15 protein-coding genes and 1 pseudogene are annotated in these 16,264 nt (G+C 63.8%); 6 read left to right on the top strand and 10 right to left on the bottom strand.

Annotated elements, in window-relative coordinates; genetic code table 11:
* Positions 1–166 precede the first annotated feature (166 nt).
* Positions 167–1,168, top strand: coding sequence for an arsenic resistance protein (locus tag ACODSO_RS26780; protein WP_489039674.1), 1,002 nt, complete (start codon positions 167–169; stop codon positions 1,166–1,168).
* A 192-nt stretch (positions 1,169–1,360) separates the two neighbouring features.
* Entirely contained in the window at positions 1,361–2,791 is a 1,431-nt protein-coding gene (locus ACODSO_RS26775; RefSeq protein WP_206511206.1) for an ankyrin repeat domain-containing protein, read from the top strand.
* Between the two features lie 63 nt (positions 2,792–2,854).
* On the opposite strand, the pseudogene ACODSO_RS26770 reads toward ACODSO_RS26775, so the two are convergent.
* The 7 genes and pseudogenes from ACODSO_RS26770 to ACODSO_RS26740 form a co-directional block, all read right to left on the bottom strand.
* Positions 2,855–3,010, bottom strand: a pseudogene (locus tag ACODSO_RS26770) (IS3 family transposase); the annotation flags it as partial.
* A gap of 230 nt (positions 3,011–3,240) precedes the next feature.
* Positions 3,241–4,482 carry an Nramp family divalent metal transporter gene (locus ACODSO_RS26765; protein ID WP_489039669.1) on the bottom strand — a complete coding sequence of 414 codons (1,242 nt, stop codon included), beginning with the start codon at positions 4,480–4,482 and terminating at the stop codon, positions 3,241–3,243.
* Between the two features lie 102 nt (positions 4,483–4,584).
* Complete coding sequence (locus ACODSO_RS26760; protein ID WP_489039667.1) at positions 4,585–5,418, bottom strand: cytochrome c biogenesis CcdA family protein; 834 nt, start codon at positions 5,416–5,418, stop codon at positions 4,585–4,587.
* A complete protein-coding gene (locus tag ACODSO_RS26755) occupies positions 5,415–6,029 on the bottom strand; it encodes a TlpA disulfide reductase family protein (RefSeq protein ID WP_489039672.1) in 615 nt (204 codons plus the stop codon). Before ACODSO_RS26755 ends, ACODSO_RS26760 begins: the two co-directional genes overlap by 4 nt.
* Before the next feature lie 14 nt (positions 6,030–6,043).
* Entirely contained in the window at positions 6,044–6,670 is a 627-nt protein-coding gene (locus tag ACODSO_RS26750; RefSeq protein ID WP_489039665.1) for a TlpA family protein disulfide reductase, read from the bottom strand.
* A gap of 55 nt (positions 6,671–6,725) precedes the next feature.
* Positions 6,726–7,385: a vitamin K epoxide reductase family protein gene (locus tag ACODSO_RS26745; RefSeq protein WP_037161250.1), complete on the bottom strand. Its 660-nt coding sequence runs from the start codon at positions 7,383–7,385 to the stop codon at positions 6,726–6,728.
* Positions 7,360–8,019, bottom strand: coding sequence for a DsbA family protein (locus tag ACODSO_RS26740; RefSeq protein ID WP_489039663.1), 660 nt, complete (start codon positions 8,017–8,019; stop codon positions 7,360–7,362). Before ACODSO_RS26740 ends, ACODSO_RS26745 begins: the two co-directional genes overlap by 26 nt.
* Positions 8,020–8,154: 135 nt before the next feature.
* Here ACODSO_RS26740 and ACODSO_RS26735 point away from each other — a divergent pair, with 135 nt between their 5' ends.
* The 3 genes from ACODSO_RS26735 to ACODSO_RS26725 are packed head-to-tail and all read left to right on the top strand — an operon-like array spanning position 8,155 to position 11,095.
* Positions 8,155–8,553 (top strand): ArsR/SmtB family transcription factor, encoded by a 399-nt coding sequence (locus ACODSO_RS26735; protein WP_037161351.1) that lies wholly within the window; start codon positions 8,155–8,157, stop codon positions 8,551–8,553.
* Complete coding sequence (locus ACODSO_RS26730) at positions 8,546–10,747, top strand: heavy metal translocating P-type ATPase (protein ID WP_489039661.1); 2,202 nt, start codon at positions 8,546–8,548, stop codon at positions 10,745–10,747. The genes ACODSO_RS26735 and ACODSO_RS26730 overlap by 8 nt, the downstream gene beginning before the upstream one ends.
* Positions 10,748–10,753: 6 nt before the next feature.
* The gene (locus ACODSO_RS26725) at positions 10,754–11,095 is read left to right on the top strand and encodes a DUF3703 domain-containing protein (protein ID WP_037161248.1); all 342 of its coding nucleotides are present in this window, start codon (positions 10,754–10,756) and stop codon (positions 11,093–11,095) included.
* Between the two features lie 9 nt (positions 11,096–11,104).
* On the opposite strand, the gene ccsB is transcribed toward ACODSO_RS26725, so the two are convergent.
* Genes ccsB through lnt form a run of 3 tightly spaced genes read right to left on the bottom strand, consistent with a single transcriptional unit; the run spans position 11,105 to position 15,266 of the window.
* Positions 11,105–12,067: a c-type cytochrome biogenesis protein CcsB gene (gene ccsB / locus ACODSO_RS26720; RefSeq protein WP_094731895.1), complete on the bottom strand. Its 963-nt coding sequence runs from the start codon at positions 12,065–12,067 to the stop codon at positions 11,105–11,107.
* Positions 12,068–12,071: 4 nt separating this feature from the next.
* Entirely contained in the window at positions 12,072–13,697 is a 1,626-nt protein-coding gene (resB, locus tag ACODSO_RS26715) for a cytochrome c biogenesis protein ResB (protein WP_052061952.1), read from the bottom strand.
* A 27-nt stretch (positions 13,698–13,724) separates the two neighbouring features.
* Complete coding sequence (gene lnt, locus ACODSO_RS26710; RefSeq protein ID WP_052061951.1) at positions 13,725–15,266, bottom strand: apolipoprotein N-acyltransferase; 1,542 nt, start codon at positions 15,264–15,266, stop codon at positions 13,725–13,727.
* A 229-nt stretch (positions 15,267–15,495) separates the two neighbouring features.
* Between lnt and lspA the strand changes: the two genes are divergently transcribed.
* Positions 15,496–16,014, top strand: a complete 519-nt coding sequence (gene lspA / locus ACODSO_RS26705) for a signal peptidase II (protein WP_489039658.1) — start codon at positions 15,496–15,498, stop codon at positions 16,012–16,014.
* Positions 16,015–16,264: the final 250 nt, after the last annotated feature.

Below are 16,264 nucleotides of genomic sequence, written 5' to 3'. Positions count from 1 at the left end.
TCTCGGACACGAAACTCACACAGACACTGGACTTCTACCTGGGGACCCAACCAACCCGTCTCGGGGACACACCCGATGCGTCGACACCGTGCAACCCGGACTGCACCTGGCTGATCTCGACGAACCCTGCAGCAGGCACCGCGTGAACGATTCGAGCGCTACCGCGGTGGTGGCATGGCTGGAGAAGCACCAGATTCCGCTCTACCTGCTCGCGCTGCTGGTCGGTGCCGTCACCGGGTTGAGTGCACCGTCGTCGGCGCACACGTTCGAGACTGCCATCAACCCGGTGCTGATCGTGTTGCTCTACGCGACATTTCTCGCAGTTCCGTTCTCCGCCATCGGTGCATCGCTGCGCGACGGACGCTTCCTCGTCACCGTGGTGGTACTCAACTTCGTTCTCGTGCCGATCGTCGTGTTCGCGCTCACTCGGTTCGTAACCGGCAATCAGGCGGTCCTGGTTGGGGTGCTGCTGGTGCTGTTGGCGCCGTGCATCGATTACGTCATCGTCTTCAGCGGGCTGGCCGGGGCCGCATCGGAAAGACTCCTCGCAAGCGCGCCGCTGTTGATGCTGCTGCAGATCCTGTTTCTTCCGCTCTACCTCTGGTTGTTGGTCGGATCCGAGCTGGTGGAGATCATCGACATCGCACCCTTCGTCGAAGCGTTCGTACTACTGATCGTCGCTCCGTTGATGCTGGCAGCGCTGACCCAAGCGCTCGCTCGCCGACACCGAATCGGGACCCAGGCAATGGATCTCATGGCTTCGGTGATGGTTCCAGTCATGATGGCCACCCTCGCCGTTGTCGTTGCGTCGCAGATCGACGCGGTCCGCACCGAAGGAGCCAAGCTGGTCGGGGTGGTGCCGATCTTCGCTGCGTTCCTGATCATCATGGCAGTCGTCGGACTGGCGACCGCCCGGGTGACTCGTCAAGATGTTCCAGCCACGCGGGCGTTGATCTTTTCCGGTGCCACCCGCAATTCGTTGGTCGTCCTGCCTCTCGCACTCGCGCTCCCACCGGCCCTGTCTCTCGCAGCGGTCGTCGTGGTGACACAGACATTGGTGGAACTGATCGGGATGGTCGCCTACGTCCGGCTCGTTCCCCGCCTCGCCCCGAGCAGTGCACGCTACGGCAACGCTCACAGCGGCCACCGCACGATCACCGACCCATGATTAGATCGCGCAGGTTCGGGGTCGTTTCAATTGCGACAAACGCAATTGCAGTGAGTGTTCACTATGCAGTGCAGCGGATCGAAACGCTCTAGGCTGAATCCAAAAGACCCTCCGCACGAAACACAAGATACGCATGCTGAACGAGGGAACCCGTCACCAACCGGGGCACCCGCTGTGTCAGGAGTTCGAACAATGACCGAATCACCGCGCGATGGCGCGACCGACCAGCTGGCAACTGCGTTGACTGTTGCTTTGGCTGCACGTACACGCGATGCCTTCACCGCCCTGCTGACCGACGATGTGAGGTGGGGCGGAGAACTTCGCGGCGCGGGACACGAATGCACCGACCGGACACAAGTAGGTGACCACTACGCCGGACTGCTCGACAGTGGGCTCACCCTTCGTGTCAGCAACATCGAACCAATTGACACCGCCCTGGACAACGTCCTCACAGTCCGTGTAGAGGTTTCCCGGCTCGATCACGACGACGCGCCGCCGGAGATGACAGTCCGAGTCACGCTACGGGACGGGTTGATCGCCGACATCTGCATTCTCGACGGGCCACCGGTCATCGAGGTGCTCTACGTCAAGGGATGCCCACACCACGAACAACTGCTGCCACACCTGCGCAATCTGCTCGAGCGAGACCACATCACCGCGACCGTGGCGCTCAACGAGATCACCACCGACGAACAAGCTCGAACCAACAGGTTCCTCGGCTCACCAACGGTGCGAGTCAACGGAAGCGACGTCGCGGCTACGCCTCTATCGCAACCGGGTTCGGTGGACACGGCCGATCGATTCGGCGTGCAATGCCGCCTCTATCAGACATCGACCGGTACCAGAGGTGTCCCCGACGACCAGTGGATCCTCGACGCGTTGATCGACAATCCCATGCATGAGGCCGCCATCGCCGCGATTCGAGTAGGCGATGTCACGACACTCCGACGGCTGCTGGCAGCAACGCCCGAACTCGCCGCTCTCCGTTTGCCTCGGCACGAGGGGCGCACCCTCATGCACGTGGCCACCGACTGGCCGGGCCATTTTCCGAACGTCGCTGAAACCATCACCGTCCTTGCCTCGGCCGGAGCAGATCCCAACTCCCCCAGTCTGGGCGAGCACTCGGAAACGCCGCTGCACTGGGCGGCAAGTAGCAACGATGTCGAAGCTATAGATGCGTTGCTGAACGTAGGCGCAGATATCGAGGCAAAGGGCGCGGTCATTGCAGGCGGGACACCTCTGGCAGATGCGACAGCGTTCGGGCAATGGGATGCCGCGCGTCGACTCGTCGCGCACGGAGCTTCAGTCAATTTGTTCGAAGCAGCTGCTCTCGGCCTCGAGAGTGAAGTCGAACGACTCCTGGAATCGGAGTTGACCACCCACGAGAGCGTCACCAGTAGTTTCTGGGGCGCATGCCATGGAGGTCATGTCTCCACCGCCACAGTCCTACTGGACCATGGCGCCGACATCAACTGGATCGGATACGACGGACTGACACCCTTCGCTGCCGCCGAACGATCAGAGTGCCACGAGGTTACGCGATGGCTCGAACAGCGTGTCGCTGATTCGACACCCACCAATCTCCACTCAGGGGCCACCCACGAAGAATCAGACCGGGAGTGAACTACAGCGCAGGTCAACCTCGCCAACACCGATACTGAGGCATCCTGGATCTGATGGAGACCCCTAGTTCCCAGCCACTTCGCGGTTGGAGGTGGCGGTCGAGCATTTGCCGTCGGTACTCGTAGTCGACGGGTTGAGGTAGGCGATCGAGGAGTGCAGGCGGCTGGTGTTGAACCAATGCATGCACCCACGATGCGGTTCCCGTTCGACTTCGGAGCGAAAAGTAGCGACCAACAGCGTCCCCCTGTAGTCGTCAAGGCTACGAGTGCGGTACGCGTTTCACCTGTTACAGCGCGGGTGGCCGCGCATCTTGGATCTTTTCTTTCACTGTCCCCGATGGTCGCCGGGTGGCGGGCACCGACGACCATCGGATGAGTTTCGGGTTGGGGCCGGGGCTCGCCCATTTCAGCGCTGATCGGAATTGCGCCGCGCCGCCAGCGGTAGCTACGTCAGAATACGGTGAGGTAGATCAGCGCAATGTTGAGCGCGACAACGATTCCCGCGATGAGCCATGCCGCGTACGCCGTGATTCGGTGATTGGCATCGCTGCCCATCAACATGCGGTCGGAGGTGAACCGCACCAATGGAATGAGGGCGAACGGAATACCGAAGGACAGCACGACTTGTGAGACGACGAGTGCGCGACTGGGGTCGACCCCAGCGGCGAGGATCGCCAGTGCCGGAATCAGGGTCACGAGCCGTCGCACCATGATCGGGATGCGCTTGCGCAGTAGGCCATCCATGATCATCGCACCGGCGTACGCCCCGACCGATGTCGACGCCAAACCGGAGGCAAGCAGTCCCACCGCGAACAACAGTGCTACGACCGGCCCTAGAGTGTCCCCTACTGCGGCGTGGGCTCCTTCGATGGAATCGACGCCCTCGCGGCCCCCCAGCGTCGACGCTGCCAACAGCAGCATCGACATGTTCACCGCACCGGCGAGCAGCATCGCCAACCCGACATCGACGCGGGTGATCCGCAGCAACCGCCGACGGACAGGCCCTGCCTCGGGGTGACCGTGACGATCACGTGCGAGGCCGGAGTGCAGGTACACCGCGTGCGGCATGATTGTCGCACCGAGCATCGCGGCTGCGATCAATACGCTTTCGGCGCCGTCGAATCGGGGAACCAACCCGGCTGCCGCTTCGGCGAACGATGGCGGTTCGACGACAACGCTGGCCAAGAACCCCACGGCGATGACACCGAGCAGCCCCAGGATTACGAACTCGAACGGACGCTGACCCCGGCGGTCCTGTACCAGCAACAGCAACATCGATACCGCTCCGGTGATGAGACCCCCGAGCAGAAGCGGTAGGTCGAAAAGTAAGTACAGGGCGATAGCACCACCGACCACCTCGGCGAGATCGGTTGCCATGGCTACGACTTCGGCCTGCCCCCAGTACGCCAGCCGCACAGGCCTGCTCGACTTCTCCCGGACAACCTCCGGGAGGGTCATGCCGGTGACGATGCCGAGTTTGGCGGACAGGAACTGCACGAGGCCGGCCATGACGTTCGCCGCGACGATCACCCAGACCAGTAGATATCCGAATTGTGCGCCCGCACTGACGTTGGAGGCGACATTGCCGGGATCGACATAGGCGATCGCGGCGACGAACGCCGGACCGAGCAGGACGAATCCCGCTCGGAACCTCGACGACGCCCGGGGAGATCGGCGTTGAAGCACAGCCATGACATCACACCCAACGCCGACGGGATTACAGGACCCTGAAAATATAGTTCGGTAACCCGAACTGCGCAACGCGTGTGCAGATCAGGGGGGGGGTGCCCACCATCAGATGGGCAGTACAACCGCAGTCACGAATTCGTTGCGTATCCAGGCGATGAACAACCCCCATACGCCTGTCAGCAGCGCTACCCCGACTGCGATCATGACGACACCGCCCGCAACCTTGATCCGCTGGGAGTTCCTCCGAAGCCACCCCACACCACGCATCGCCGAACTCGAGCCGAACGCAAGGATGACGAACGGCAGACCGAGTCCCAGGCAGTACGCGACGATGAGAGTGACCCCGCGGGCTGCGGTAGCACCCTCGGTTCCTGCCGCCACGGACAGCACCCCAGCGAGGGTAGGCCCCAGACATGGCGTCCAGCCGAGCGCGAACACCCCACCGAGCAGTGGGGCTCCCGCGAGGGAGGAGATGCGTTGAGGTGCGAACCGGATGTCGCGTTGCAGGGCGGGTATCAATCCGATGAATGCCGCACCCATGATGATCGTGATGACACCGCCGATGCGTTGTAGTACTTGCTCGTTGATTCGCAGCGTGCCGATGACCCCGAAGACCGAGGCTGTGGCGAGGACGAAGACGATGGTGAACCCGGCGACGAACAACGACGCGGCGCCGGCCACACGCCAGCGACTCGCCAGGCTCGTCGACGACCCTTTGGTGTTCGAGGTGCCGGGTGAGTGGGCATCGCCTGATCGAGCATCGGCGCCTGCGATGCCCGCGAGGTAGGACAGGTATCCCGGCACCAAAGGCACAACGCACGGTGAGGCGAACGAGACCAGCCCTGCGAGCATGCAGGCAGCGAGTGCGAATACCAGGGGGCCGCTCGACGCCGCATTCTGGAACGCCGACCCGATGTCTTGGGCGAAGAGGGTCGTCATTCGGCAGCTATCCGCTCGACGACCGGGAGCAGGTCTTCTGTGAGAAGTGCGCGCATGAAGACTGCCGCTACCCGGTGTGTGCGATCGAGTACCAGCGTCGAGGGAATCACACTGGTCGGATAGTTCCCGCCGAGGGCGATGAGCGTCCGCATCGAGGGGTCGTAGATCGAGGGGTAGGAGACGTTGTTGTCGATCACGAAGTCCTGCGCTTTGTCCTTCTGCGGATCTCGAACGTTGATTCCGAGGAACTGCACACCACGCTCGCGGGCGGATTCGTAGACCTCTTCGAGGTCGTCGGCTTCGCCGCGGCAGGGCCCGCACCATTGGCCCCAGAGGTTGATCACCACTACGTCACCGACGTAGTCCGACAGTGCGGTGGTCGTGCCTTCCTCCATCAGATCGGGTCCTGCGAGTACGCCTATGGTTCCCCGTGTTTCGGGTGGATCGTAGAAGATGTCCGTTTGGCCGCCGGGTGCTACGAAGTCGAAGCTACCTCCCGATGACACTGCGCCGGCGCCGGCCGAGCATCCGGAGATCAGTAGCACGACGGCAAGAATCGATGCCGTTGCTGCAGCGGGCTTGCTGCCCCGCTGGCGTGCATCAACCCACATACGTAGACAGCGTCTCATGAGGTGTAATCCTTTATTGCAGTGCGGATCTGATCTGGAGTCTCGAACACCGTCGGGTCGGTGACGCGCTCGATCGTTCCGTCCGGACGGACGAGGAAGCTCAGGGGAAGGACCGGCGGAGCCGGAAGTGCGTTCTGGACGGCGCCGTCGTCGATGTAGTTGGGGTAGCGAATGCCGAGTTGTGTCAGCAGCGCGGCAGCGTCTGCGGGCCGGTCCTCGACATTGATTCCGACGACTCGGATCGCGTCGGGTTCTGCGGCGTAGGTGTCGAGGACGGGCATCTCGGTGCGGCACGGAGCGCACCAGGATGCCCAGAGATTGAGCAGCGTCACCTCGCTGCCCAGAGCTTCGCCGAGGTCGACTTCGGCCGCGTCGGCGATGCAGCGCGCCGTTACCCCGGCAAGCGGACCGCCTCGTCCCGGTCCAGGAACCGGAACCGGGCACGATGACACTGCGGGGTCCACGGTGGCGGTGCCGGAGTGGGGCGGGCTGGACGGTGTGGGTCCGACCGGCACGCTGGAGTTCGCGGTAGATGCTCGCTCGTCGGCGCTGGACCGGGGCCACAGTGCGGCGATCGATGCAACGACAAGTACGAGCATGACAATCGACCAGCCGCGCGTCACCTGCCCGACCTTCTCTCTTGAGGGCGCGGCGGAGGGGCCGACGGTACGTGGCGGGTCATAGGAGCGTGGACCAGTACGACCAGAAGCGCTGCGCGATCAGAGCGATCACGGCGAGAAACCACACGGTCAGCGGAATGGAGTGATTGCGTACCACCGAGTCAGGCCATTGTCGGAACCATTGTCGGAGCCATTGCCGGGGAACGGGTTTCGACCTGGCACTGTCGAGGTTCCGCAGAGTGACGTACCAGAATATCGTTACGGTGACCCCCCACACCGCCATGCAGTACGGGCACAAGGCGCCGATCTGGTACAGGCTCTGCGCTATCAGCCAGTGCACGAAGACTGCAGCAGCAGTGACGCCGAGCTGCATGGCACCCCAGAACCACGGTGCGAACACCGCGCCGGCGAGAAGGGCGGCGCCCACTGCTGCCACGACTGCGAAGCCTGCGATCCCGAGGAGCGAATTGGGGAATCCGAATGCGGATGCCTGCGGGGTGTCCATCACCGATCCGCAGTTGAGTACCGGGTTGATGCTGCATGTCGGGGCATAGTCGGGATCGAGCGCAAGAGCGAATTTTTCCACTGTGAGCACGAACGCGGCGACCAGTCCGGTCAGGCCGCCCACCAGCAGCAGCCAGGGCAAGCTCCGGCCGAACGGTCCGCTGTGCCGGGTTGGGGCGGTTGCGAGGTCAGCCGAGTGCAGCGTCGAGGGCATCGGCGAGGTCTCCGTAGGTGGTGGGTTCGATCTTGGTGCCGTTGAGGAAGAACGTCGGTGTGCCCTGCACGCCGAGCGCCATTCCGTCCGCGACATCGGCTTCGATGCGCTCGAGCGTCGCAGGGTCGGTGTAGGCGGCATCGAACTTTTCCATGTCGAGTCCCTGTTCGACTGCGAAACTGCGGAACAGCTCGTCCTGTGGAACCTTCTGTTCGCCCCACTGCGCCTGCGTCTCGTACATCCGCTGATACATCGCCTCGAAGCCGCCCTGCTGGGCTGCAGCTTCGACTGCGCGTGCAGCACGTTCGGCATTGAAGTGGGAGGCGATGGGAAAGTAGCGAGCCACGAAGCTCACCCGATCGCCGTACTCTTCACGTAGTTGTTCGATCGCCGGGTAGGCGGCCCGGCATGCCTCGCATTCGAAGTCGAGGAACTCCACGAATGTGACCCGGCCGTCGGGTACCGAGTTCAACCGATGACTGTTCTCGCGCACCGCAATCGAGGCGGGGTCGGCCGCAGCCTGTTCAGTGGCCGCGGCATCCGGAGACCCTGATCGGTCCACCACCAGAAATACTGCCAACGCGGCGGCGAACACGATCACCAGGGACAACGAAATCTTCAACGGTCGGCTCATGCAACTACCTTCTTCTCGATTCGTTCCGACTGACGTGGCCCGATATGGGCGGTTCTAACCGACATACACTAACAATCGCACGAATGTTTGCTCGAACGTCTTCCCTAACGATCGCATGATTGTTAGATTGTGGTCATGCCCTTGGAACCTCTGGATTCGTGCGATCTGCTGTGTATGGACCTCCCGTACGCCGAGAGCGTTCGCGCCACCTTGCCCGCGCTCGGCGATATCGAACCGCTTGCCGATGCTGCTCGAGCCTTCGGTGACCCCACCCGACTGACCATCGCACTGGCCTTGAATGCGGGCGGGCGGATGTGCGGCTGCGACATTGCGTGGATCGTGGGACAGAGCCAGAAGCTGGTCTCCCATCACCTTCGCAAACTCAAGGCCGCGGACGCCGTCACATCGAACAGAGAGGGCAAGTTGGTCATGTATTCGCTCACCGATCGCGGCACGCGACTGCTCGCGATATTGGCCGAGCCACTGGCCACTGCCTCGACCGCCGCTGATCTCACCGGGGTCGATCATGGCTGACGCGTGTTGCGGACCGACCCCCGCTGCGCCGAACACCGAATCCGCCGCCGACAGTGCGAGCACGGGTAGTTCGGCTCTCATCGACGCACCCCAGAGGCTGTGGCAGGTCCGCGAACTGCAGCTCGCATCGGCAGCCGCGATCGTCCTCGCCGCATCGTGGTTGCTCGGTCGAACAGGTGCCGACACGGTAGCGACCGTCGGCGGTCTGATCGCTGCCGCGATCGCCGCCGTCACTTTCGTTCCCGCGGCAGTGAGGAATCTGCGACACGGCCGAATCGGTGTCGGCACACTGATGACGATCGCACTCCTCGGCGCCATCGCATTGGGCCAGATCCCCGAAGCCGCGATGCTCGGCATCCTGTTCTCCATCGCCGAGGGGCTCGAGGAATATGCGGTCACCAAGACCCGCCGCGGACTACGCGCACTTCTGTCCTTGGTGCCGCCGACAGTGTCGATCATTCGCGGCGGGATCGAGTCGACCCTGTCCCCCGACGACGTCGTCGTAGGGGACACCATGGTGCTGCGGCCGGGCGAACGAGCTGCTACGGACGGCACCATCGCACGCGGTTCGACGAATCTGAACGTGTCCGCCATCACTGGCGAGTCCGTACCCATCGAAGCCGGTGTCGGTGACGACGTGCACGCCGGTGCCATCAACGGCGGCGGGGCCATCGAGATCACCGTCACCGCGCCGGCATCGGAGAGTTCACTGGCTCGCATCGTCCGCATCGTCGAACAGGCCCAGGACCGCAGAGGGTCCGGCCAGCGGCTGGCGGACCGTATTGCACGTCCTCTCGTGCCCTCGATCATGATTCTCGCCGCACTCGTAGGCGGCATCGGTGCGGTGATCGGTGACCCCATGCTGTGGCTCGAACGAGCATTGGTGGTCCTGGTTGCGGCATCACCGTGCGCGTTGGCCATCTCGGTGCCGCTGTCGGTGGTCGCGGCCATCGGTGCCGCGAGCCGCAACGGAGCTTTGATCAAAGGCGGTGCAGCAGTGGAAGAGCTGGGCCGCATCCGCGTCGTCGCGCTGGACAAGACCGGCACCCTGACCGCAGGAACACCCGAGGTCGTCGACGTCGTCACCGCTGCGGGAATCAGCCGCGAGGACGCGCTGGCTGTTGCAGCTGCGCTCGAAGCTCGCAGCGAGCATCCTCTCGCCCGCGCCATCCTGGCCTCCGTATCGACCGTTGCGGCAGCCGATGATGTCATTGCCATCGCCGGACACGGCCTGACCGGAACCCTCGACGGCGCCGACATCAGGCTCGGAAAGCCGAGCTGGTTCGACACCCACCCCAGCGCGGACACGTTTGGCTCCGATGTTGCTCGTCTGCAAAGCGGCGGTGCCACAGTGGTACTCGTCGAACGCGCCGGAGTTCTGATCGCTGCGATCGCCGTCCGCGACGAACTCCGACCCGAGGCTGCCGACGCTGTCCGGCGACTCACCTCGCTCGGCATCGACACCGCGATGCTCACCGGCGACAACGCGCTCACCGCGCGGGCCCTGGCGAGGGCAGCAGGTATCACCGCTGTCCACGCGGAGCTTCTACCCGAGGACAAAGCGGCACTGCTGGCCGACATCGCGGCCGGACGAAAGATTGCCATGGTCGGTGACGGCGTCAACGATGCTCCCGCCTTGGCGACCGCAGATGTCGGTATCGCCATGGGCGCGATGGGAACCGACGTCGCCATCGAGACCGCCGATGTAGCCCTCATGGGTGAGGACCTACGGCACCTACCCCAGGTACTGGCCCATGCTCGGCGCGCCCGGCGCATCATGATCCAGAACATTGCTTTGTCGATTGCGATCATCGGCGTGCTCGTCCCGCTGGCTGCTACCGGTGTCCTCGGCTTGGCCACTGTGGTGCTCGTCCACGAACTCGCCGAAGTCCTGGTCATCGCCAACGCGATTCGCGCCGCCCGCACCACGCCCTTGGACGGATTCGTCCCACCGCCCGCGGCGTCCGGTGCCCTCAATGTCACGATCGCACCCGCGGCGACCTTCGAAGACGCCTGCTGCGCCCCGGCGCCGAAGAACGCCGCACCTCTCGCGCCTGGAAACCTACTGATCTCTCACGCGGCGACATCACCGACGCCGATCGGAGCAGACGATGACAGGTCCGGGTGCTCGGATGGATGTACCTGCTGCACGTCGACGCCCGCGCACAGCGAACCCGGCCACGGAAAGAGATAGAGTCCTGTGAGAGGTAATCGGACTGCACGCAAGCTCTATGCGATCGAAATGACTGCGGCAGCAGGGGCATCGACAACCGAGGTGCGGTGGCATCACCTCGAACGAGCACATATCCTCTCGCAGCCCTATCCGTGGTTGCATACTCGCAACCACGTCGAGATGTTGAAAGCTGCTGCAAAAGAGCATGATCGGCGCGAATCCTGGGGACAGTTGATCCGGATCGTTGTCGCTGCTCCAGGATCGTGGTCCGGGCGATACCCGGTCGGTAACACCGGCCGGGTGGAGGCGGGGCTGACGACGCCGATGCCGATTCCGCAGGACCTCGCGGACGCGCTCGGAGACACGTAGCGGGAGTCATCAGTTCAATCCTGCGTAGGAATGCAGTCCGGAGACGACCATATTGATGATGAACAGGTTGAACAGCATCGCCACGAATCCGACGATGTTGATCCATGCTGCCCGGGTGTCGCGCCATCCGCTGGTGGCGCGGGCGTGCAAGTAGGAGGCGTAGACGATCCAGGTGATGAAGGAGACCGTTTCCTTCGGGTCCCAGCCCCAGAACCGGCCCCATGCGGCTTCGGCCCAGATTGCACCGAGGATGACGCCGACACCGAAGAGTGGAAATGCGAAGATGGTGGTCTTGTAGGCCAGCGTATCCAGTGTCTGCGCGGAGGGCAGACGGGCGACGATTCGGCCCACTCGGCTGCTGGTGTTCGCGGAATACCGCATTCGAAGCAGAAACAACGTACTCGCCACACCGGAGATCAGGAACACTCCGCTTCCGAGCGAGATGATGGAAACGTGCACCGGGAGCCAATACGACTGCAGCGCCGGCACTACCGGCGCCGCATTGGCGTACAGCACGGTTCCGGCGACGAACAGTAGGATCAACGTCGGCACCAGGACGAACAACCACAGGGTGCGCAGCGGCTTCGAGCGCAGAACCCACAGTGCAGCCAGAACACCGGCAGCGCAGGTGACCGAGACGAATTCGTACATGTTGCCCCACGGCGGCCGGCTGGTGGCGATCCCACGAAGCACGATCGACCCGATGTGCAGAGTCAGTGCCACCATCACCAGCCCGAGTCCGGTGCGGGCCAAGCGTTCGGAGGGAACCCGACGGGGTGTGTCGGGAATGCGTCCTGGCGTCGTCGATGTCGCTGCGATCACGCGCGTGCGCAGTCGCTCCATATTGTGCAGTGCCGCGGTACGGGTCGTTGCCAGTTGCCCGAGGAATGCGATCGCTGCGAGGAGATAGACCACGAAGGCGGTCTCGAAGCTGATGTCGCTCCAACGGGCGAGGGTGTCGTCGATCGGCATTGTGCTACACCGTTTCTCTGTCGTGGGTCTCGGAGTCGCTCGAGGTTGTCGGCGGCCAGATCTGTGAGCGGAGGGTCTGGAATTCAGGTCCCCATCCCGCGTGATCGGTGCGAGCCAACCCGCCCATGTGCACTCTCGAGGCGCCGTGCTCGCCGGGGTGGACCCGGAACCAGACACGGCGGCGTGTGATCACCAGGGAGATCAGGAGTCCGGTCATCATCGTGATGGCGAACACGAGAACCCACCGCTGTGCAGGGTCGTACCCGACCTGCAGGTTCGCGAACTCCTTGGCGCCGTCGAACCGGACGACAGTGCCGTCGGAGAGGGTTGTGGACTCCCCGGGCCGCAGGTTGACCCGGTCCTGTTTCACCAGCCGGCCCTGATTGATCATCTCCTTGTTCAGCGAGAAGATCGACTGCGGGATGCCGGTGTCGAGGCCGGTATCGCCTTTGTAGATGTCCACTGCCACAGCTGGATCAACCAATTCCGGGAAGCGGGAGGACAGCAGGGTTCCGTTGAATTGTGCCGTGGGCGCGAAGAGACCTTCGATGGCGATCTGGCCTCGGCGTCGCTCGTCGGCGGTGGCGTATGTTCCACCGGGCGGGTCGAACCGCAGCGCCCCGCTGCTGAGGAACGTGGTGGCGTCGTCCGGGCGGAACTGTAGGGCCTCGGTGCGGCTCTGGCCGTCGGGGAAGGTGACGGTGAATTCGGGGGCATAACCGTGTCCGGTGAGATAAACACGCTCGTCCCCGAGCCGTAAGGGTTCGTTGACCTGGAGTTGGAAGTCTCGCCAGGTGCCGGCGGTGATGTCGTCGGCGGTTTGGTAGGAGATGTTCGAGGTGAACATCTTGGCCTGACCATTGTCGAGGTAGTCGGCGGTGAAGTCCTTGACCCGGATGCAGAAGGGCTCGAGTCCGGTTCCGTCGGTGCTGTTGCCGGTGCGGAAGGAGTCGTAGATCGCAGGCGAGGTGTTGCAGAAACCAGGTCCGTTGTCGGCGATGACGATGACCGAGCCCTCGTAGCCGAAGAGCTTGCCGATGGCGATGGCAACGAGCAGACCGATCAGCGAGAAATGAAAGAGCAGGTTTCCTGCCTCGCGGGTATAGCCCTTCTCGGCGGAGAGAGTGAGCACCCCGTTCGGTTCGGGGCGGAGGGCCGTTCGCCATCCTTTCAAATGCTGCGTGATCTCGCCCATGATCTTTTCCGGGCTGCCGGGGAGTTCGCCGCGGTGATGCAGCGGCAGTCGCATGAGGTTTCGAGGTACTCGAACAGGCTGTGCGCGCAAGGATTTGGCGTGTTCGACCAGTCGGGGGGTCAGGCACCCGATCAGCGAGAGGAACAGCAGGACGTACACGGCGGTGAACCAGAAACTTCCGAAGACGTCGAACAATTCCAGCGTGTCCATCACCGGTCCGAGAACCGGGCGCGCGGCGATGTAGGCATCGACGGCCTGTGTGTTGAGGTTGCGCTGAGGGAGCAGGGCGCCGGGGACTGCTGCGAGGGCGAGCAGGAACAACAACACCAACGCGGTACGCATCGAGGTCAATTGCCGCCACCTGTTGCGGAGCACGGCACGCGCGTTGATCGACCGTCGCTGCGATACCGATGGTGGGCGTTCGTCCACTGTCACCGCCACGCACCCTTCCCTGGTTGCATATCAAATACTACGCAGCATAGTAGTTGGTGGGGTGGGTGCGATTACTCGTGGTCGTCGTCGTAGCGAAAAAGTCAGTGCTACAACGGCCCCCGCTGCGAGTGTCCATTCCGGAACGGCACCGACGACGGTCGCCGGAGTAAGGCCGGTACTCAATGGGATCTCTGCCACCACAGCTGCAGGGGTGAACAGGTCCGTTCGGTTGGTGACCGTGCCGCGTGCATCGATGACGGCGCTGACTCCGCTGGTGGCGGAGACCACGACGCTTCGTCCGTGTTCGACGGCACGCACCCGGGACATGGCCAGTTGTTGGTAGGTCATGTTGGTGCGGCCGAAAGTGGCGTTGTTGGTAGGCACCGCGATCAGCTCGGCACCGGCGCGAACGGAATCTGTGAGCAACGAGTCGAAGGCGACCTCGTAGCAGGTGGCCACCGCCACTGGCACTCCTGCGAGATCGACGACACCGTTACCCTCGCCGGGGACGAAGTTTCCTGCCTGGGCAGCATAGGGGGACAGCGCAGTGACGATCGTGCGCAGCGGCAGGTATTCGCCGAAAGGCACCAGTTGCCGCTTGTCGTGTGTCTGTCCGGGCCCGGTGACGGGATCCCACACGATCGAGGTGTTCGTCGTGGTGTCATCGTCTCGGCGCAGTACCGCGCCGACGAGAATCGGGACTCCGACTGCTCGGGCTGCGGCGTCGATACGTGCGGCGGCATCGGGGTTGCGCAGAGGATCGATGTCGGAGGAGTTCTCCGGCCAGATGACCAGATCGGGCGTACGCACTCGCCCGGACTCGATGTCGGCGGCAAGATCGATCGTACGGGCGACGTGGTTGTCCAGTACTGCTCGCCGTTGGGCGTTGAAGTCGAGACCGAGCCGCGGCACGTTGCCCTGCACCAAGGCAACGGTGACCGTGTCCTGCTGCGGCGGAGCGAACAGTGGAGCTGCCACTGTGAGCGCCCCCAGTGCAGCTGCGGCGCCCAGGTACGACGCCGCTACCCCTATTCGGCGGAGGCGACCGGACACGATGGCACTGGCGACAGCGGCCCCGATCAACACCACGACGAACGACAACCCTGGTGCGCCGATCAAAGCGGCCAAGGGCAGAAACGGACCGTCGGACTGACCGAATGCGATTCGGCCCCAGGGGAAACCGCCGAACGGGATCCGCGAGCGCGCCGCCTCCATCGCCACCCAGGCGCATGCCACCCAGACCGGCCCGCACGGTAGTCGGGACATCCGGTCCGCCACGGCGCCGAAACCTGCGACGAAGAGTGCCTGAACGGCGGCCAGCGCCAGCCACGGCGTCGATCCGACATACTCCCCCACCCACGGCAGAAGGGGTACGAAGAACGCCGACCCGGCGACGAAGCCGTAGCCGGCTCCCGCCAGCGCTGTGCGCCCGCGGACCGCCAGTAGTAACACGGCAATCGCCACCGGAGCGAGAACCCACAGATCGACGGGCGGAAATGTGGCGTACAACAGCAGCCCGGACGAGGCGGCGGCGAAGAGGCGGATCCAAGCTCGCACCCCGCTACCACCCATCGACCACCGCGGCGAGCTCCGTATGTCCCGGGGTGATCGACGTCCGGGTTCGATGCCGGGTGCCGCAGTCACGACGGCATGCGCGTACATCGGGTGCTGGAAGAGCCTCTACCGTTCATCAATTACTATGGTGCATAGTATTTAGAGTGTTGGCAACTCTGCAGTGCTCGAGATCCCCTTCCGACGGCGCGCAGCATCAGTCCGGCACACCCCCGAGAACGAGGACGATGTGACCCGCTCCCCCACCACTGCCGCGCGAGTACGCGCACGCGCAGCGACACTCGTTCTGACTCTGACCGCGACTGCACTCGCGGCCGGCTACTGGGCGCAAGAAGCGTTGCCGGGTTCTCCGATCCCACTGTCGTTACTCGAATTGCGCCTCACCTTCAACCGCGGGGTGGCATTCAGCCTGGGCGATTCGCTGCCCTGGTGGACGGTCGTCGCGGTCACGACGACGATCACCGCCGGGCTCGCAGTTTACGGATGGCGCAGCGCCCGACCCGGAGATCGGGTCACCACGGTAGCTCTGGCGTTGATCCTCGCCGGCGCCCTGTCCAACGTCCTCGACCGGATCGCCGACGGCGCGGTCACGGACTACTTTCACACCGGATGGTGGCCGACGTTCAATCTCCCCGATGTCTACATCACCATCGGCGTCGTAGTGCTGATCGGAGCCTCGTTCTTCGCCAGGAACTCAGCAGAGTTGCACTGCGGTTCCGATCCGACGCCCGAGCGCACCGGATCATGAACCTCGCGTACGGGAACCCTCGGTACACCGCCGTTGCGGATCACTGTGCGCTGATCCTGCTGCGCGAGCGGCACTCCCGCGAATCGTGACCGAGTGCGATGTGCTCTTACCGGTCCGAACGCCCTGGGCTCGATCGCTCTCGTGCCGCCCTGGACGTCCGCGCCGCTCGACACTCACCCGGCAGTACACCGTTCGAAGCCGTTCGTCGATGGTGCAGACCGGCCAGCAGTCAGAGCGGCTTCTCCTCGCC

The sequence above is a fragment of the Rhodococcus sp. FG69 genome, from assembly GCF_057808915.1.
Note: the sequence above shows the minus strand (reverse complement) of the source record. Positions and strands in the feature narration are given on the sequence as shown.

What these genes read in the sequence shown, in the direction of transcription:
- ACODSO_RS26745 (WP_037161250.1), bottom strand. Translation starts at nt 7,385, where the DNA reads ATGCCCTCGACGCTGCACTCGGCTGACCTCGCAACCGCCCCAACCCGG.
- ACODSO_RS26755 (WP_489039672.1), bottom strand. Translation starts at nt 6,029, where the DNA reads ATGTGGGTTGATGCACGCCAGCGGGGCAGCAAGCCCGCTGCAGCAACG.
- lnt (WP_052061951.1), bottom strand. Translation starts at nt 15,266, where the DNA reads ATGGGTGGTAGCGGGGTGCGAGCTTGGATCCGCCTCTTCGCCGCCGCC.
- ACODSO_RS26730 (WP_489039661.1), top strand. Translation starts at nt 8,546, where the DNA reads ATGGCTGACGCGTGTTGCGGACCGACCCCCGCTGCGCCGAACACCGAA.
- ACODSO_RS26775 (WP_206511206.1), top strand. Translation starts at nt 1,361, where the DNA reads ATGACCGAATCACCGCGCGATGGCGCGACCGACCAGCTGGCAACTGCG.
- ccsB (WP_094731895.1), bottom strand. Translation starts at nt 12,067, where the DNA reads ATGCCGATCGACGACACCCTCGCCCGTTGGAGCGACATCAGCTTCGAG.
- ACODSO_RS26740 (WP_489039663.1), bottom strand. Translation starts at nt 8,019, where the DNA reads ATGAGCCGACCGTTGAAGATTTCGTTGTCCCTGGTGATCGTGTTCGCC.
- ACODSO_RS26765 (WP_489039669.1), bottom strand. Translation starts at nt 4,482, where the DNA reads ATGGCTGTGCTTCAACGCCGATCTCCCCGGGCGTCGTCGAGGTTCCGA.
- ACODSO_RS26735 (WP_037161351.1), top strand. Translation starts at nt 8,155, where the DNA reads ATGCCCTTGGAACCTCTGGATTCGTGCGATCTGCTGTGTATGGACCTC.
- ACODSO_RS26760 (WP_489039667.1), bottom strand. Translation starts at nt 5,418, where the DNA reads ATGACGACCCTCTTCGCCCAAGACATCGGGTCGGCGTTCCAGAATGCG.